The organism is Monashia sp. HAY1-11D (assembly GCF_056868035.1).
Map to the genome: position 1 here is coordinate 2,168,122 of NZ_CP200320.1, position 17,370 is coordinate 2,185,491.

Genomic DNA, 17,370 nt, shown 5'->3' on the forward strand with positions numbered 1-17,370 from the left:
GGTGCGGGGGCGCGTGGGTCAGCCGGCGCTGTCCGGGTAACCGGTCGGGTTGGCCTGCTGCCAGCGCCACGTGTCGACGCACATGTCGTCGACGGTGCGGGTCGCGCGCCAGCCGAGCTCCTCGTTGGCCTTGGTCGGGTCGGCGAAGGACACGGCGACGTCACCGGCCCGGCGCGGGACGACGCGATAGGGCAGCTCACGACCGACCGCCCGCTCGAACGCGTGGAGCATCTCGAGCACCGACGTGCCCTGCCCCGTGCCGAGGTTCCAGACGCCGACCGGCTCGTCCATCGTGCCGAGCCGGGCCAGGGCGGCGAGGTGGCCGGCGGCGAGGTCCTCGACGTGGATGTAGTCGCGCAGGCCGGTGCCGTCGGGGGTCGGGTAGTCGTCGCCGTAGACCTGCAGGTACTCGCGGCGTCCGACGGCGACCTGGGAGATGTAGGGCACGAGGTTGTTCGGGATGCCCTGCGGGTCCTCGCCGATGGTGCCGCTGACATGGGCGCCCACCGGGTTGAAGTACCGCAGCAGCGCGAACCGCATCGACGGGTGGGCCACGGCGACGTCGCGCAGGATCTGCTCCTGCATGACCTTGGTCCAGCCGTACGGGTTGGTCGCCGACGTCGACCGGTCCTCGGTGGCGGCCTCCTGGTCGAGGCCGTACACGGTGGCCGAGGAGGAGAAGACGAGCTTGTCGACGCCGTGGCGTCGCATGGCGCGGACGAGCGAGAACGTCGAGCCGAGGTTGTTCTCGTAGTACTCGAGCGGCAGCTCGACGCTCTCACCGACGGCCTTGAGTCCGGCGAAGTGGATGACGGCGTCGATGTGCTCGTGGGCGAAGAGGTGCTCGGTCTTGTCGACGTCGGTGAGGTCGAAGGCGTGGACCGGCAGGTGGGTGTCGGTGAGGGCCTCGAGGCGGTTGACGACGGCCGGCTTGCTGTTGGCGAAGTTGTCGACGATGAGGACCTCGTGCCCGGCGGCGACGAGCTGGACCACGGTGTGCGAGCCGATGTAGCCGGCGCCGCCACTGACGAGTACGCGCATGCGGTCACCCTACCGAGCCGGTCGAGCCGCCCTCCCGAGCCGACCGAGCCGACCGAGCCGGTCGAGCGCCCTCAGACGAGCGCGAAACCCGTGATGGCGAGCGCGTACAGACCGAGCGGCGCCGCGACGAGCGCCACGGCGGCCGCGTACATCCCGCCCCCGACGACCTCCGCCGGCAGGCCCGCGATGCGGTCGGCGTCGAGCAGCTCGATGCGGGTCCTGGCCACCGGCGCGTTCTCGCGGATCGCCATCGCGCCCAACGGTTTGGGGCCGTCGGCCATGGCGACGATCGCCCGGCCCGTGGTGACCGGGCCCGTGCGGCGAACCGCTGCGCGGTCGGCGAGCACCTCGATGAGCAGGTGCACCTCGTGCAGCGCGGCGTCGGAGCGCAGGAACCGCGGTACCGCCTCGTGGACCACGGTGAAGAACTCCATGACGAGGTCGTGCCGCGCGGTGAGGTGCGCGCGCTCGTGCGCGAGGACCGCGTCGAGCTCCTCGGGTGCCAGCCACGCGAGCGTGCCCTGGGTCAGGACCACCCGGCGCCGGACGCCCGGGACGCAGTAGGCAGTGGGCGTCGCGTGCTCGAGGACGCGCATGTCGCGGTCGGGGCCCTCACCGGCCGCGCCGAGCAGGTCGACGAGGTCGCGGTGCCGCCGCCGGGCCGCCCGCAGCTGGCGTCCGATGCGGTCGCCGGCGACGAGCAGCCGGCCGGCGACGACGGCACTCAGGGCGCCGGCGACGGCGACGACGGGCCACGTGTCGGCGAGCCGCGCGCGGTGACCGAGGAGCGCCGGCAGCGCGGCGGGAGCGGCCAGCAGCGCGGCGATGACGGCGGCGACGGCCGTCGCCTGCCACAGCGCCAGGGCGGCACGCGGCGCCCGACGCAGCACCGTGACGCGGGACAGCAGCCGCGGCACCGGCCACGCCAGCAGCGCCGCGAGCACCACGAGCGTGCCGACGACGACCATGGGTCAGGCGCTTCGGGGTTTCGGCCCGGGACCGCGGCGCGCCTCGAGCTCGGCGAGGGCGGCCTTGAGCTCGTCGAGCTCCTCCGGCGTCGACTCGTCGAGGAAGTGCAGGAGGGCGCTGCGGCGGGTCTCGCCGGCCAGCTCGCCGAGGGTGTGGTGCAGCGACTCGGACGTCAGCTCCTCACGCGTCGACGCGGGCGTGTAGCGCCAGGCGCGTCCGTCGCGCTCGCGCGTGACGAGGTCCTTCTTGGCCATCCGGTCGAGGACGGTCATGAGCGTCGTGTAGGCCAGGCCCCGCTCGACGCCGATCTCGTCGTGGACGTCGCGGACGGTGAGGCCGCCCGGGTTCGACTCCGCGGTGTTCCAGAGGTGCTCCATGACGGCGCGCTCGAGCTCGCCGAGGCGGTTGCGGGGAGTGTTGGGCATGGTCGTTCCAATCTACCGGCGCTCGCCGGATCCGGACCCGCGGCCGTCGTCGCCGGTCGCGGTGCTGGGTGGCATCGTGCCCGATGCCGGGTGGTGCAGGGCGACGACCCGGTCGAACAGGTCGGTCCCTTCGTCACGGTGGGTCACCATGACGAGCGTCTGGCGAGCCTCTGCCGCGCCGGTCAGGTCGGCGAGCACGGCGCGCGCGGTCGGTGGGTCGAGGTGGGCCACCGGCTCGTCGAGCAGGACGAGCGGGCGGCGGCTGACGTGGGCTCGCGCGATGCCGAGCCGGGCCCGTTCGCCCCCGGACAGACCGCGTCCGGACGCCCCGAGAGTGGTGTCGAGCCCGTCCGGCAGGTCGGCGAGGAGCCCGCCGAGGCCGGCGGCGTCCAGGGCAGCCTCGACCTCGGCGTCGGACGCGTCCGGACGGGCGAGCGTCAGGTTGTTGCGCAGCGTCGTGGCGAAGACGTGGGGCTCGTCGTCGACGACCGCGATGCGCAACCGCGCGGCCTCGAGCGGGACGCCGAGCGCGTCGCTGCCGTCGAGCGCATAGCTGCCGCCCGACGGGTCGAGGTGCCGGGCCAGGACGGCGAGCAGGGTCGACTTGCCGGTGCCGTTCGGTCCGGTGACGACGACGCGGCTGCCGGGCCGCAGGTCGAGGTCGAGCGGGCCGAGGTCGGTGCGGCGGCCCGTCCACGACGCCGTTACGTCGCGCACGTCGACGGCGACGCCCCCGGCAGCGGAGAGGTGGTCGGCAGCGTCGGCGTCCGACCCCCCGGTGACGGCGTCGGGGGCCGCGTCTGCGGCCGGGTCGACGACGGCGGGGTCGCTGTCGAGGAGCGCGTCGATGCGCGCCTCGCTGCCACGTGCGCGGGCGAGGGCACGCATCGCGTCGACGAGCGGCGTGATGGCCTCCGACACCGCGACGGGGGTCAGGACGAGGAGGGCCTTGACGGGCGTGGCGACATCGAGGCCCCGGGCGATGACGGCGGTGGCGGCCACGGCGGCGCCCACGCCGACGAGGAACAGCGCTGCGGCCGTGGCACGACCCAGGCTGATGCGGCGCGTGACCTGCCCGAGGGTGCGGTGGGCGTCGTCGAGCCACCCGAGCGCCGTGTCCCAACCGCCGACCGCGCGCAGCTCCCGGGACTGCGTGGCCATCAGCTCGCTGACCCGCGCGACCTCGGCTCGGGCCGCGAGCAGGTCCGGGAGGGAACGGGACTCGAGGGCGAGCGCGACGGCGCACACGACACCGACGACGACCGCGAGGGCCAGCAGCACGAGGCCCACGGGCAGGGCGACCGCCGCGACGACCGCGATGACGAGGCCACCGGCCAGGACGGTCGAGATGACGGGCACGGTGACGCGCACCTGCGCGTCGACGGCGTCGGTGAGGTCCTCGACGACGCCGGTCAGGACGTCCGCCCGGCGGCGTCGGCCCAGCCGCGCGGGGGTCAGCGGCACGAGGCGGGCGTAGGCGTCGGTGCGTCGTTCGGCCAGCAGCCGCAGCGCCGCGTCGTGGCTGACGAGCCGCTCGGCGTAGCGGAACACCGGTCGCGCGATCCCGAAGGCGCGCACCATGACGATCGCCGTGAGCAGCGTGAGGACAACGGGCCGCTCGGCGGCGCGGACGATCAGCCAGCCGGACGTCGCCGTGAGCGCCATGCCCGAGGCGGTGGCGACGCCCCCGAGGAGGCCCCCGCGGACCGTGCCGGCAGACGGCCACGAGACGCCGCGCCGCCGGGTGGCGGTGGTGGCAGCGGTGGCGGGACGCGCGACGCCCCGTGGGGGACGTGACGCGGGCCGCGAGGTGGCGGTGGGGGTCACCGGGTCGCCTCCTTCGCGGGACCGGGGGCGGTTCGGGCGGGCGCACGGCCGTGGCGCGAGAGGACGACGTGGTGGTCGGCCCGGCGCACGAGCTCGTCGCGGTGGGTCACGGCGACGACGACGCGACGCTCGGCCAGCTCGGCGACGACGTCCGCGAGGGACTCGGCGCCGCCGGCGTCCACGTGGGCGGTCGGCTCGTCGAGGAGGAGGACGGTCTCCGGGGCGAGCCAGGCCCGGGCGAGGGCGAGGCGCTGACGCTGGCCGGCGGACAGGCCGAAGCCGTCGTCCCCGAGCGAGGCCGACAGGCCACCCGGCAGCGCTGCGACGACGCCGTCGACGCCGACGGTGCGCAGGGCGTGCCACAGCTGCTCGTCGGTGGCCGGGTGCCCGATGGTCAGGGCGGCCCGGACCGACCCGGTGGGCAGGAACGGACGCTGCGTCAGGTAGTGCGACGGCGGTGCGGAGACGGTGCCCGTCGTCGGCGTGCGCAGTCCGGCGAGGAGGTCGAGCAGCGTCGACTTGCCGGCACCGGACTCACCGGTGACGACGGTGAGCCCGGGTCCGGCGACGAGGTCGAGGTCCTCGACGACGGGGGAGGACGCCGGCCCGTAGGCGTAGGTCAGCCGGGAGGCCCGCACCTCTCCCGCACGCCCGGCCACCCCGCGGCTTCGGGCACCGAACGAGTCGTTCGGTCGCGAACCGGCCGGTGCACCGACGCGTTCGGCACCGAACGACTCGTTCGGTCCCAAGGAGGGGGAGGGGGTGGCGGAGGTGGCCAGCTCGGCGAGGAGGGCGTCGAGGGCGGCGGCGCCGTCGGCGGCGGCATGGAACTCGGCGCCGACCCGTCGCACGGGCCAGTACGCCTCCGGGGCGAGGAGGATCGCGACGAGGGCCGGGCCGAGGGCCATCGACCCGTTCGACAGGCGCAGCCCGACGGTCACGGCGACGATCGCCACGGAGATCGTCGCGAGCAGCTCGAGGGCGGCCGAGGACAGGAACGCGATGCGGAGGGTCTCCATCGTCGCGCGGCGGTGCCGGTCGCTGACCTCGCGCACCGTCTCGACCTGGCGCCGCGCGCGACCGTAGGACACGAGCGTCGGCAGGCCACGGACGACGTCGAGGAAGTGGCCCGCGAGCGCGGCCAGTGCCGCCCAGCGCCGCTCGGTCGTGTCGGCGGTGGCGCGGCCGATGAGCGCGGCGAACAGCGGCAGCAGCGGCAGCGTCAGCGCGACGACGAGCGCGCTCGGCCAGTCGACGACGACGAGGGTGCCGAGGGCGACGACCGGAACGAACGCGGCGGTGACGAGCGTCGGCAGGTACCTCGACGCGTACGGCTCGACCGCGCTCGGGCCCGCGGTGGCGAGCGCCACGGCACGGCCGGGCTCGGGCGCCGTGTCGGCGTCGACCCGGCCCCAGTGGCGCAGCAGCGCGGAGCGCAGCGCCGACGACACCGCCACGCCGGCCCACGCCGCGACGGCCTCGTTGCCGGCGGCGAGCCCGGCGCGCACGAGGAACAGCGCGCCGAGCCAGGTCAGCGGGCCGACGAGCCCGGACCCGTCGACGACGCCGACGACGACGGCCGACAGGGCGAAGGCGGTGGCGATCGTCGCGACGCCGCTCGCGACGCCCAAGGCGCCGAGGGCGAGGGCGGGCCTCCGGGCGGCGGGGACCACCCGGAGCAGCCGTGGGTCGAAGGGTCTCACGTCGTCGGCCCCTCAGGTACCGCTGGGAACGAGCGGAGCGTCCTCGGGAATGTGCTTGGTGGTCAAGCGCTTCCGGAACACCCAGTACGTCCAGCCTTGGTAGAGCAGGACGATCGGCGTGAAGACGAGCGCGACGATCGTCATGACCTTGAGCGTGTAGTCGGTGCTCGACGCGTTGTCGACGGTCAGGTTGAACGCCGGGTCGGTCGTCGAGGGCATGACGTTCGGGAACAGCACGAGGAAGTACGTCGCGACCGCCATGGCAATCGTCGTCGCCGTGCCGACGAACGCCCACCCCTCGCGTCCGGCGCGGTTGGCCGCCAGCGCGCCGAGCAGCGCCACAGCCGCCACGACCGTCGTGGCCCACGAGGCGACCTTGCCGTCGGTCACACCCAGCCACAGCAGCAGCACGACCGCCGCCCCCGCGGCGACGCCACCGACCCGCTGGGCGATGACCTGTGCCTCGTGGCGGATCTGCCCGTCGGTCTTCAGCGCCACGAAGATCGCGCCGTGGGTGAGGAACAGCGCCACGAAGACGATCCCGCCGAGCAGGCCCATCGGGTTGAGCAGGGTGAGGACGGTGCCGGTGAACTCCTTGTGCGCGTCGATCGGTACGCCGCGCACGATGTTCGTCAGTGCGACGCCCCACAGGAGGGCGGGCACGAGCGAGCCCCAGAAGATCGCCTGGTCCCAGCGTGCCTTCCACCGGGCGTCGTCACGCTTGTGCCGGTACTCGAACCCGAGGTTGCGCACGATGAGCGCGACGAGGATGACGAGCAGCGGCAGGTAGAAGCCGCTGAAGAGCGTGGCGTACCAGTGCGGGAAGGCCGCGAACGTCGCGCCACCGGCGGTCAGCACCCAGACCTCGTTGCCGTCCCACACCGGCCCGATGGTGTTGAGCAGGACGCGCCGGCGCTTCTGCGCGTCGGCCGCGTCGGACGCGTACCGCCGACCCCCCAGCACCGGTAGGAGCATGCCGACGCCGAAGTCGAAGCCCTCGAGGACGAGGTAGCCGGTCCAGAGGATGCCGAGGACGATGAACCAGAAGGTTGCGAGGTCCATGGGTGGTCACGCGCCTTTCAGTAGGCGAAGACGAGGGGTGCGTCCTCGTCCCGCTCGCTCGGGTCCGGAGGCTGCTCGAACGGCTCGGCACCCTTTCGGACGTAGTGGAGGAAGAGCTTGACCTCGACGACGGCCAGCGCTCCGTACAGGAGGGTGAAGACGACCATCGAGGTGAGGACCTCGCCGACGGACACACCCGGCGACACGCCGTGGGCGGTCGTCATGAGGCCGAAGACGACCCACGGCTGGCGACCGACCTCGGTGAAGATCCAGCCGAAGCTGTTCGCGAACACCGGCAGGAGCGGTGCCGCGATGCCCAGCCACACGAGCCAGCGCTGGGTCGGGGTGCGGCCCCTGCGGGTCAGCCACAGGACGGCGAGGGCGATGAGGGCCGTGGCGACGCCGAGCCCGATCATGAGACGGAACGTCCAGTACGTGGTCGGGATGTTGGGCGCATAGGCGGTGGCCGCGTCGGCGACGAGCGGGTCGCCGGAGGCCCCGTACCGCTGGGCGTACTCGGCCTTGAGGTCGTTGATGCCCTGGACGGCACCGTCGAACGAGCCGGTGGCCAGGAAGCTGAGCAGGCCGGGAACCTCGATGACGGCGTTGGCGTGCGAGCCGTCGAGGGAGCCGACCGACAGCACCGAGAAGGGCGCGCCCTGACCGGCCGGGACCGAGTCGTAGAGCGCCTCCGCGGCGGCCATCTTCATCGGCTGGACCTCGGTCATGATCTTGCCCTGGACGTCACCGGACAGGGCGACGCCCGCCGCCGCGACGAGGCAGAACACGGCGGCCAGACGCGTCGCGCGCCGGTACATCCCGGCCTCCGAGCCGCCGGCCGACACAGCGGCACCCGGGTGTGGCGTGGTCTCAGCCGGCTCGGCGGCCGTCTCGGCCGGCTCGGCGGCCGCCCCGGTCGGCTCGGCGGCCGCCCCGGCCCCGGCCACCGTGGCCACTGCGGCCACACCCGCGGCCCGGCGTGCCTCGCGTCGCATCAGCCACAGCGAGACGCCCATGACGACACCGGCGCCGGTCATGTAGGCGGACAGCACGACGTGCGGGAAGGTGACGAGCTGCACCTTGTTCGTCAGGACCGCGAAGAAGTCGGTCAGCTCGGCGCGCCCGCTCTGGGGGTTGAACCGGAAGCCGACCGGGTGCTGCATGAACGAGTTGGCGGCGAGGATGAAGTACGCCGACAGCACGGTGCCGACGTGGACGACCCACATCGTCGCGGCGTGCAGCTTCTCGGGGAGGCGACCGCGGCCGAAGATCCACAGGCCGAGGAAGGTCGACTCGAGGAAGAAGGCGAGGAGCGCCTCGATGGCCAGCGGGGCACCGAAGATGTCACCGACGAAGCGTGAGTAGTCGCTCCAGTTCATCCCGAACTGGAACTCCTGCACGATGCCCGTGACGAGCCCGAGCGCGAAGTTGATGAGGAAGAGCTTGCCGAAGAAGGAGGCGAGCCGCATCCACTGCTCGTCGCGGGTGCGGACCCACAGCGTGTTGAAGACGGCGACGACGAGGGACATGCCGATGGTGATCGGCACGAAGAGGAAGTGGTAGACGGTGGTGATGGCGAACTGCCACCTGGCCAGGTCTGTGGCATCCATGGAGGCTCCCGACACGGAGAGACTGGCGAACTACATGACGTAGTAGAGGATACGACACCCTGTAGTACTACAGCACGTCGGGGAGGTGTTCGGCGTGTGAGGCGCGCCACGCCCGGCCGCACCGGCGAGGATGGGCCGCGTGGATGCACGCACGGTGACGGTGGACGGTTCCGGCGGTGGCGGACTCGTGCGCGTCGACCTCGACGCGGCCGCCCCGCCCTTCGAGCAGGTGCGCGTCGGCCTCGCCGACCTCATCACGAGCGGGCGGCTCCTGCCCGGCGACCGCCTGCCCACGGTCCGTGGGCTGGCCACCGAGCTCGGCGTCGCCGCCGGCACCGTCGCCCGCGCCGTCAAGCAGCTCGAGGCCGCGGGTCTCGTCGTCACCGGTCGACGCGCCGGCACGACCGTCGCCACCGGGGCGCACGCCGGCGAGGTCGCCCTGGAGGCGCTCGCCGCACGGTTCGTCGCGGGCGTGCGCGACGCCGGGTTCGGCGAGGCGGACGCGCTCGACGCGGTGCGCCGTGCCTTCCGGCCCCCGGCCTCAGGCTGACCCGACGCCGGACTCCGTGGGCGTCAGCCTCGCCACGGCGATGGTGCGGCCCGCCTTCGTCTCGTAGTCGGCGAAGAACGGGTGGGTGGCGACGATGACGTCGTCCCACGCCGCGTCTCGCGAGGCGCCACGCAGCACCTCCACGGCGACCTCGTGGCGCTCGCGGCCCACCTCGATCGTCGCCGACGTGGCCGCCCGCAGGTTGCGGATCCACTGCGGCTCGGCGTGCTGCCCGCCGGCGGAGGCCGCCAGGTAGTAGGCGCCGTCGCGGAGCACGTACCCGACGGGCACCGTGTGCGGCACGCCGGTCCTGCGGCCCGCCACGGTGAGCAGCAGGACGCGGCTGCCGCCCTTGGCCGTACCGCCGAGCCGGCCCCCGGTGCGCCGGTACACCCAGACGGCGACGATGCTGCCGACCTTCCACAGACGCTGGCCGATCGATGCCATCGGGACCTCGCTCGCTCGCCGGCGTCCGGGCCGACCCGGACGTCCTCGCCTGAGTGAAGCACCGGTCGGGCCCTTCTCGGGACCGAATCGCGCGGAAGCCGACCCGTCGGCGGGGCGGTGGCAGCAGGCGCGTCAGGCCCTGGGACGCTCGTCGACGATCCGGCGGGCCTTGCCGATCGACCGCTCGATCGACCCCGGCGCGCGGACCTCGACGCGGCACGTCACCCCGACGTGCGTCTTGACCGCGTGCTCGAGGCGGCGCGCGACCTCAAGGGTCGCGTCCTCCGACAGGCGCTCGAGGGGCTCGACGAGAACCGTCAGCTCGACCATCCGGCCCGGCTGGCTCAGGACGCACTGGAAGTACGGCGAGAGCCCCGGCTCGGCGAGGACGTGCTCCTCGATCTGGGTCGGGAACACGTTGACCCCACGGATGATCATCATGTCGTCGGTGCGACCGGTCACCTTGGCCATGCGCCGCATCGAGGGCACGGCGGTGCCCGGGAGCAGCCGGGTCAGGTCGCGGGTCCGGTAGCGCAGCACCGGCATCGCCTCCTTGGTCAGCGACGTGAGGACGAGCTCGCCGAGCTCACCGTCGGGCAGCACCTCCTCGGTGACCGGGTCGATGACCTCGGGGTAGAAGTGGTCCTCCCACACGTGCAGGCCGTCCTTCGTCGTGGCCGCCTCCTGCGCCACGCCCGGCCCCATGACCTCCGACAGGCCGTAGATGTCGACGGCGTCCATGCCGGTGCGTCGCTCGATCTCCTGGCGCATCGACTCGGTCCACGGCTCGGCGCCGAAGATGCCGACCTGCAGGCTCGTCGCGGAGGGGTCGAGACCGGCGCGTTCCATCTCGTCGAGCAGGGACAGGAAGTAGCTCGGCGTCACCATGATGACCCGCGGGCCGAAGTCCTGGATGAGCTGGACCTGTCGCTCGGTCATGCCGCCGCTGACCGGCACGACGGTGGCCCCGAGCCGCTCGACGCCGTAGTGCGCGCCGAGGCCGCCCGTGAACAGCCCGTAGCCGTACGCGACGTGGACGACGTCGCCCGGGTGGCCGCCCGCCAGGCGGATCGAGCGGGCCATGAGGTCGGCCCACGTGTCGACGTCGCGCCGCGTGTAGCCGACGACGGTCGGGCGGCCGGTCGTGCCCGAGCTGGCGTGGATGCGGACGACGTGCTCGCGCGGCACCGCGAACATCCCGAACGGATAGTTGGCGCGCAGGTCCGCCTTGGTCGTGAACGGCAGGTGCCGCAGGTCCGCCAGCCCTCGCACATCATCCGGGTGAACGTCCTTGTCCTCCAACGCCTTCCGGTAGTGCGAGACGTTGTCATACACCCGCCGCACCGTCGCCTGCAGGCGCTCGAGCTGGAGCGTGCGCAGCTCGTCGACCGACAGCGTCGGGATCTCGTGGTCCGGCAGGGCGGGCCGAGGCCCCGGTGACTCCGTCGTCATGCCGCCCATTGTCACCCACCCCCGAACCGCAACACACCGAGCAGCTGCCAACCCGTCACGGGTACTCCGTGCGGAGCTGGCAGCTGTTCGGTGTGTTGCGGGGTGACGTGGCGTCCGGGCTGGGCGGACGCGCCGCGGCCGGGTCGGTGACGCGTCAGGCGCCCGCGTCGTCGTGGGAGTCCGCGCGCATCCGCTTGAGGAAGGTGCGGGTGCGATCGTGCTGCGGGTTGCCGATGACGTCCTTGGGCGCCCCCTCCTCGACGACGACACCGCCGTCCATGAACACGACGTGGTCGGCGACGTCCCGGGCGAAGCCCATCTCGTGCGTCACGACGATCATCGTCATGCCGTCGCGGGCGAGCTCGCGCATGACCCGGAGCACGTCGCCGACCAGCTCGGGGTCGAGGGCCGAGGTGGGCTCGTCGAAGAGCATGAGCTTCGGCTCCATGGCGAGCGCCCGCGCGATCGCGACGCGCTGCTGCTGGCCGCCCGACAGCTGCGCCGGGTAGGACCCGGCCTTGTCGGCCAGGCCCACCTGCTCGAGCAGCTGCTGGGCCCGCTCGCGCGCCGCCTTCTTGCCGACGCCCTTGACCTGGACCGGGGCCTCGATGACGTTCTCGAGGGCCGTCATGTGCGGGAAGAGGTTGAAGCGCTGGAACACCATGCCGATCTCGCGGCGCTGCGCGGCCACCTGCTTGTCGGTCAGGTGGTGCAGGTGGCCGTTCTCCTCGCGGAACCCCACGAGGTCGCCGTCGACCCAGATGCGGCCGCCGTCGATCTGCTCGAGCTGGTTGATGCAGCGCAGGAACGTCGTCTTGCCCGACCCCGACGGGCCGAGGAGGCAGACGACCTCGCCGCGGTGGACGTCGAGGTCGATGCCCTTGAGCACCTCGTTGCCGTGGAAGCTCTTCAGGACGTTGAGGGCCCGGACGAGCGGCTGCTCCTCGTCGGTGCCCGGACGCCGCCGCCCCGGCCCCCTCGACGCGCCCGTGGTCGTGGTCGTGTCTGGCATCAGGCGCCTCCTGCCCCGGCCGGTCGCGCGAACCGCCTGTTGCTCGGTGCGCCGAAGCCGCGCCCGAAACGTCGCTCGAGGAAGTACTGGCCGACCATGAGCACGGACCCGACGACGAGGTACCACGCGGTGACGGCGACGAACGCCGGCATGATGAGCAGCGTCCGGTTGCCGATCGCGCTCGTCTGGTAGAAGAGCTCGGTGATGACCGGGATCGCCGACAGCAGCGAGGTGTCCTTGACCATCGCGATGGTCTCGTTGCCGGTCGGCGGCACGATGACGCGCATCGCCTGGGGCAGGACGATCCGCCGCATCGCCTGGCCTCGGCTCATGCCGAGCGCGGCCGCCGCCTCGTTCTGGCCCTGGTCGACCGACAGGATCCCGGCGCGGGCGATCTCGGCCATGTAGGCGGCCTCGGACAGGCCCAGGCCGATGATGCCGGCGAGGAGCGTGCTCGAGAACTGGTTGACGTTGAGCGTGAAGAACGTGAAGCTGCGGTCCAGGCCCATCAGCGAGGCGAGCTGCTCGCCGAACGGCACCCCGAAGTCGATGTGGCTGTAGAGGTAGCCGAGGCCGCTGCCGATCATCGCGAGGAGCACGAGACGCGGGATGCCGCGGAAGAACCACGTGTAGACGAAGGAGACGCCGCGCAGCACCGGGTTGGGCGACAGGCGCAGGATCGCGACGAGGACGCCGCCGACCACACCGATGACCATCGCGCCGACGGTGCCGATGATCGTGCCCTTCCAGAGCCCCTCGAGGACGGGCGACTGGTTCATGATCTCGAGCGCCTTGGGGAAGTTCCAGCGGTCGTTGGTCAGGAACGAGCTGATCAGCATCGCGAGCAGCACGAGGATGACGACGAGCGCCACCCACCGGCCGGGGTGGGGCACCGGCCGCGCGTCGATGATGCCGGGGCGGTCCCCGGCCGCGGGTGCGGCCGGGGACGAGCCCGTCGTGGTGCCGGTGGTCTCGCTCACGGGTTCAGGGCGAAGTCGTCGATGGCGCCGGCCTCGACCGAGTACTTCTTCAGGGCGGCCTCGTAGCTGCCGTCGGCCTTGGTGGCCTTGAGGGCCTCGACGAGGAGGTTGGCGAAGTCGGTCTGGTCCTTGGGGACGACGAATCCGTAGGGGGCCGAGTCGTAGATGTCGCCGAGCGGCTCGAGCTGGCCCGTCGTCTTGACGGCGTAGAGGCCGACCGGCGAGTCGGCGAGCATCGCGACGGTCTTGCCGCTGACGACGTCGGACGTCACCTGGTTCTGGCCCTCCTGGATGACCATGGTGATGGCCGGCTTGCCGGCGTCGGTGCACTTCTTGCTGCGGGCGGCGAGGTCGTCGGCCTGGACGGTGCCCTTCTGGGCACCGACGCTCTTGCCGCAGACGTCGTCCATGGTGACCTTCTCGGGGTTGCCCTTGGCGACGACCCACTGGGTGCCGGCCTTGTAGTAGCTCACCATGTTGACCTGCTTCTTGCGGTCGGGGTTGATGGTGAAGCTCGAGACGCCGATGTCGTACTTGCCGCTCGTGACGCCGAGGATGATCGTGGGGAAGCCGGCCGGCTGCCACTCGGTCTTGAGGCCGAGCTTGGCGGCCACGGCGTTGAAGACGTCGACGTCGAAGCCCTCGACCGTCTTGCCGTCGGAGCCGAGCATCTCGTTCGGCGCGTACGTCGGGTCGGTGCCGACGGTGATGACGCCCTTGCTCTTGAGGGCTGCGGGCACCTTGGCGGCGAGGGCCTGGTCGACGCCGCCACCGGCCGGCGTCGTGGCGGGGCCGCCGGCCGCGGAACCGCCGCTGCCGGGGTTGGTCGACAGTGAGTCCGACCCGCAGGCGGACAGCGAGAGGCCGACGGCGACGAGGCCGGTGGCGGCGATGAGGGACATGCGGCGCATGCGTGTGGGGTCCTTCCGGGCGTTGCATCGGTCAGGCAGGCGCGACGGTGCGCTGCGCTGGGTCTGGCCGATCCTGCCACCTATCCCGGCAGGTGGACACTAGGGACACCGAACCGTTAGATGGGCACGTCACCGACGCCGGCCCGGCGTCAGAGCTCGCGGGGCAGGACCGCGTCGCGCAGCCGCTGCTCGCGCTCGAGCCGCGCGAGGTCGCGGCGGTACCGCTCGGCGGCGACGGCGCGCAGGACGGTCTCGGGGTGGTGTCCCGCGGGTGGGGGCGGGGCGACCGCCGCGAGGACGCGTCCGAGCAGCTGGCGCCCGTGGGCGTCGCGCGCGTGCGGCGCGAAGGACGCCGCGCGCGGGAGGAACTGCCGCAGCGCGGCGGCCAGGCCGGGGTCGAGCGGGGCGATGTCGGCGTGGGCGGCCCACGCCTCGAGCTCGGCCGGCATCTGCGGCGGCGGCGGCAGGGTCAGCCGGCTGCGCTCTGCGACGACGTACGTGCCCGCGGCCTGGTCGCCGAGGCGCTTGACGCGCGAGCTGGACAGGCCCGCTATGAGGGCCGCGACACCGGAGGTCAGGTAGACCTCGGGCCAGCCGACGAGGGCGCGGGTCAGGGTGTGCCGCGAGGACACCGGACCGCCGTCGTCGCGCACGACCCGCAGACCCATGACGAGCTTGCCGAGCGTCCGGCCGCGGGTGAGCGCCTCGGTCGTGGCCGGCACGCCGACGAGCACCCCGACGACGACGACCACGAGGGCGGTCCGGCTGACCGCCTCGGACGACCGTTCGGTGAGGCCGAGCGCGAGCACGGCCAGGCCCCAGCAGGCCAGGCCGTTGACGACGACGTCGATGAGGCCCGCCACCGCCCGGGAGCCGATGTTGGCGACCGGCAGCTCGAGCGCGACGCCCTCGCCGGTCACCGACTCCTGCGCCGCGTACCCCCGGTAGGGCACCGGCGTGCTGCGCGCGTTCGCCGTCACGAGGGGCAGGCTAACCCCGCGAAGGACCCCCCGCGGGCCGGACCCGGCCGGTTGTGGACCGACGCCGCCCGCGGCCGGACCCGCGCGGCTAGGGTGACGCCGTGAACGTCGATGCGCTCGTCACCGCGCACCACGAGCAGTGGCAGCGCCTCGACGCGCTGAGCCGGCGGCGCCGCCTCTCGGGCGCCGAGGCCGACGAGCTGCTGGACCTCTACGAACGCGTCTCGACCCACCTGTCGCAGGTGCGCTCGACGGCGCCGGACCCGGCGCTCGTACGCCACCTGTCGACGCTGCTGACCCGCGCGCGCCTCTCCCTCGCCGGGCGCCACGCGTCGACGTGGGCCGGCCTGCTGGCCTTCTTCACGAGCACCTTCCCGGCCGCGCTCTACGACCTGCGCCGCTGGTGGGTGTCGACGCTCGTCGGCAGCGTCGTCGTCACCGCGCTCGTGGCATGGTGGACGGTGGCGCACCCCGAGCTCTACACGTCGCAGCTGACGGCCGAGCAGATCCACGCCTACGTCGACACGGACTTCGCCGGGTACTACACGGAGTTCGCTCACCACGAGTTCGCCACGGAGGTCTGGGTCAACAACGCGTGGGTCGCGGCCCAGTGCATCGCGTTCGGGGCGCTCGGCCTGCCCGTGCTGTACGTCCTGTGGCAGAACGTCGTCGGCCTCGGCATCGTCGCGGCGCTCATGGTCAGCCACGACCGCGCCTCGCTGTTCTTCGGGCTCATCCTGCCGCACGGGTTGCTCGAGCTGACCGCGGTGTTCGTCGCAGGCGGCGCCGGTCTGCGGCTGTTCTGGTCGTGGGTCGAGCCGGGACCGTTGTCGCGCTCGGCGTCGTTCGCCCGGGCCGGGCGCACGGTCGTCGGCATCGCGCTCGGGCTCGTGGCGGTGCTGCTCGTCAGTGGTGTCATCGAGGGTTTCGTCACGCCGTCGGGGCTGCCGACGGCCGCGCGCATCGCCATCGGGCTGGTCGCCTGGGGCGCCTTCCTCGTCTACGTGTTCGTCATCGGCCGCCGGACCCACCGGCGCGGCACGACGGGCGACGTGTCCGCCCGCGAGGCCGGCGACGCCGCTCCGGTCGCCGGCTGACGCGTCACAGCAGTCCTTCGCTCTTGAGGCGGAGGTAGTGGTCGGCGAGGCGCGGCGGCAGCGCGTCGGCGTCGGCGTCGATGACGTCGACGCCCATCCGTTCCAAGGCCTCCGCGACGCGGCGGCGCTGGGCGCTCGTGCGCTCGGCGGCGGCGGCGGCGTACGCGTCCTGGGCGGTCTCGCGCGCCTGCCGCAGGGCCGTCACGGCCGGGTCGGCCACGCTGGCGACGACGACCCGGTGCCGAGCGACGAGGGCGGGCAGCACGGGGAACAGGCCCTCCTCGACGGCCGCTGGTTCCAGCGGGGTCAGGAGCACGACGAGGGCGCGGTGGTGGCCGCGGCCGACGAGGCCCGACACGAGGGCCGTCCAGTCGGCCTCCACGAGCGCGGCGTCGACCGGCGCCAGGGCCGACACGACGTCGGCGAGCAGCGTCGCCCGGTCGACGGACCCGCCGACCCGGGCCCGGACGGCCTGGTCGCCGGCCAGGACGTCGACGCGGTCGTGGGCCCGGCTCGCGAGAGCCGTGAGGAGCAGGGCGGCATCCATGGCGGCGTCGAGCCGCGGCACGTCGCCGACGCGCCCCGCGCTCGTGCGCGACGTGTCGACGACGATGACGACGTGGCGGTGCTGCTCCGGCTGCCAGGTGCGCACGACGACGGAGCGCCGGCGCGCCGTGGCCCGCCAGTCGATCGAGCGGACGTCGTCGCCCTCGACGTAGTCCCGCAGCGAGTCGAACTCGGTGCCCTGGCCGCGGCGTCGCACGGCCGAGCGGCCGTCGATCTCGCGCAGCCGCGAAAGGCGGCTGGGCAGGTGGCGTCGGGACGGGAAGGGGTGCAGGACCCGGACGCTGCCCGGAACGCTCGTCGAGTGCTGCCGGCCGGCCAGGCCGAGCGGACCCACGGTGCGCACGGTGACGCGGTCGGCGGCCCGGTCCCCCCGCCGCGTCGGACGCAGCGGGGTGCGGACGCGGACCCGCTCGCCGGCGCCGACGCGCAGCGGATGCCGGTCGGGGGTCGCTCCCGCGGACGGCGGCCACGCGTCGCGCAGCAGGCCACGGACCGCCCGGCGCCCGGGGTTGGTGACGAGCAGGTCGGTCGGGACGGTCTCGCCGAGGCGCACCTGCGCGGGGCCGGTGCGTTCGAGGCGGAGGGCGCGCGGGGAGGGCGCCAGTGCGACGTCGACCGCCGCGAGCACCGCGACGGCGACTACCCACAGCAGCACGGTGCCCGTCGAGGGCCACCACACGAGCAGGACCGCACCGGCGAGCAGGGCCCACGCGGCACGCGTCGTCACGACCACGGGC

General features: G+C 73.3%; 16 protein-coding genes. 2 read left to right on the plus strand and 14 right to left on the minus strand.

Going from position 1 to position 17,370, the window contains the following annotated elements; genetic code table 11:
• Nucleotides 1-18 precede the first annotated feature (18 nt).
• The 7 genes from galE to AC1VM9_RS10060 form a co-directional block, all read right to left on the minus strand.
• Nucleotides 19-1,041, minus strand: a complete 1,023-nt coding sequence (galE, locus tag AC1VM9_RS10030; RefSeq protein ID WP_483122506.1) for a UDP-glucose 4-epimerase GalE — start codon at nucleotides 1,039-1,041, stop codon at nucleotides 19-21.
• Nucleotides 1,042-1,112: 71 nt separating this feature from the next.
• The gene (locus AC1VM9_RS10035) at nucleotides 1,113-2,009 is read right to left on the minus strand and encodes a M56 family metallopeptidase (RefSeq protein ID WP_483122508.1); all 897 of its coding nucleotides are present in this window, start codon (nucleotides 2,007-2,009) and stop codon (nucleotides 1,113-1,115) included.
• A 3-nt stretch (nucleotides 2,010-2,012) separates the two neighbouring features.
• Nucleotides 2,013-2,435, minus strand: a complete 423-nt coding sequence (locus tag AC1VM9_RS10040; protein ID WP_481341403.1) for a BlaI/MecI/CopY family transcriptional regulator — start codon at nucleotides 2,433-2,435, stop codon at nucleotides 2,013-2,015.
• 12 nt (nucleotides 2,436-2,447) lie between these two features.
• Nucleotides 2,448-4,262: a thiol reductant ABC exporter subunit CydC gene (cydC, locus tag AC1VM9_RS10045; RefSeq protein ID WP_483122509.1), complete on the minus strand. Its 1,815-nt coding sequence runs from the start codon at nucleotides 4,260-4,262 to the stop codon at nucleotides 2,448-2,450.
• Nucleotides 4,259-5,965 (minus strand): thiol reductant ABC exporter subunit CydD, encoded by a 1,707-nt coding sequence (gene cydD / locus AC1VM9_RS10050; RefSeq protein WP_483122510.1) that lies wholly within the window; start codon nucleotides 5,963-5,965, stop codon nucleotides 4,259-4,261. Before cydD ends, cydC begins: the two co-directional genes overlap by 4 nt.
• Nucleotides 5,966-5,977: 12 nt before the next feature.
• A complete protein-coding gene (cydB, locus tag AC1VM9_RS10055; protein ID WP_483122511.1) occupies nucleotides 5,978-7,027 on the minus strand; it encodes a cytochrome d ubiquinol oxidase subunit II in 1,050 nt (349 codons plus the stop codon).
• Between the two features lie 17 nt (nucleotides 7,028-7,044).
• Entirely contained in the window at nucleotides 7,045-8,637 is a 1,593-nt protein-coding gene (locus tag AC1VM9_RS10060) for a cytochrome ubiquinol oxidase subunit I (protein WP_483122512.1), read from the minus strand.
• Nucleotides 8,638-8,776: 139 nt separating this feature from the next.
• On the opposite strand from AC1VM9_RS10060, the gene AC1VM9_RS10065 reads away from it, so the two are divergent.
• Nucleotides 8,777-9,187, plus strand: a complete 411-nt coding sequence (locus AC1VM9_RS10065) for a GntR family transcriptional regulator (RefSeq protein ID WP_481344737.1) — start codon at nucleotides 8,777-8,779, stop codon at nucleotides 9,185-9,187.
• On the opposite strand, the gene AC1VM9_RS10070 is transcribed toward AC1VM9_RS10065, so the two are convergent.
• The 6 genes from AC1VM9_RS10070 to AC1VM9_RS10095 form a co-directional block, all read right to left on the minus strand.
• A complete protein-coding gene (locus AC1VM9_RS10070; RefSeq protein WP_483122514.1) occupies nucleotides 9,179-9,634 on the minus strand; it encodes a nitroreductase/quinone reductase family protein in 456 nt (151 codons plus the stop codon). The genes AC1VM9_RS10065 and AC1VM9_RS10070 overlap by 9 nt on opposite strands.
• 132 nt (nucleotides 9,635-9,766) lie before the next feature.
• Nucleotides 9,767-11,086 carry a phenylacetate--CoA ligase PaaK gene (gene paaK / locus AC1VM9_RS10075; RefSeq protein WP_483122515.1) on the minus strand — a complete coding sequence of 440 codons (1,320 nt, stop codon included), beginning with the start codon at nucleotides 11,084-11,086 and terminating at the stop codon, nucleotides 9,767-9,769.
• A 154-nt stretch (nucleotides 11,087-11,240) separates the two neighbouring features.
• Nucleotides 11,241-12,098, minus strand: coding sequence for an amino acid ABC transporter ATP-binding protein (locus tag AC1VM9_RS10080; protein ID WP_483122517.1), 858 nt, complete (start codon nucleotides 12,096-12,098; stop codon nucleotides 11,241-11,243).
• Nucleotides 12,098-13,078 (minus strand): amino acid ABC transporter permease, encoded by a 981-nt coding sequence (locus AC1VM9_RS10085; protein WP_481344734.1) that lies wholly within the window; start codon nucleotides 13,076-13,078, stop codon nucleotides 12,098-12,100. The genes AC1VM9_RS10080 and AC1VM9_RS10085 overlap by 1 nt, the downstream gene beginning before the upstream one ends.
• Nucleotides 13,075-13,989, minus strand: coding sequence for an ABC transporter substrate-binding protein (locus AC1VM9_RS10090; protein ID WP_483122518.1), 915 nt, complete (start codon nucleotides 13,987-13,989; stop codon nucleotides 13,075-13,077). The genes AC1VM9_RS10085 and AC1VM9_RS10090 overlap by 4 nt, the downstream gene beginning before the upstream one ends.
• Before the next feature lie 149 nt (nucleotides 13,990-14,138).
• A complete protein-coding gene (locus tag AC1VM9_RS10095; RefSeq protein WP_481344732.1) occupies nucleotides 14,139-14,969 on the minus strand; it encodes an RDD family protein in 831 nt (276 codons plus the stop codon).
• Between the two features lie 101 nt (nucleotides 14,970-15,070).
• Here AC1VM9_RS10095 and AC1VM9_RS10100 point away from each other — a divergent pair, with 101 nt between their 5' ends.
• Nucleotides 15,071-16,066, plus strand: a complete 996-nt coding sequence (locus AC1VM9_RS10100) for a stage II sporulation protein M (RefSeq protein WP_483122519.1) — start codon at nucleotides 15,071-15,073, stop codon at nucleotides 16,064-16,066.
• A gap of 4 nt (nucleotides 16,067-16,070) precedes the next feature.
• Here the strand turns inward: AC1VM9_RS10100 and AC1VM9_RS10105 are convergent, their stop codons facing one another.
• Nucleotides 16,071-17,366 carry a DUF58 domain-containing protein gene (locus AC1VM9_RS10105; protein ID WP_481343576.1) on the minus strand — a complete coding sequence of 432 codons (1,296 nt, stop codon included), beginning with the start codon at nucleotides 17,364-17,366 and terminating at the stop codon, nucleotides 16,071-16,073.
• Nucleotides 17,367-17,370 lie beyond the last annotated feature (4 nt).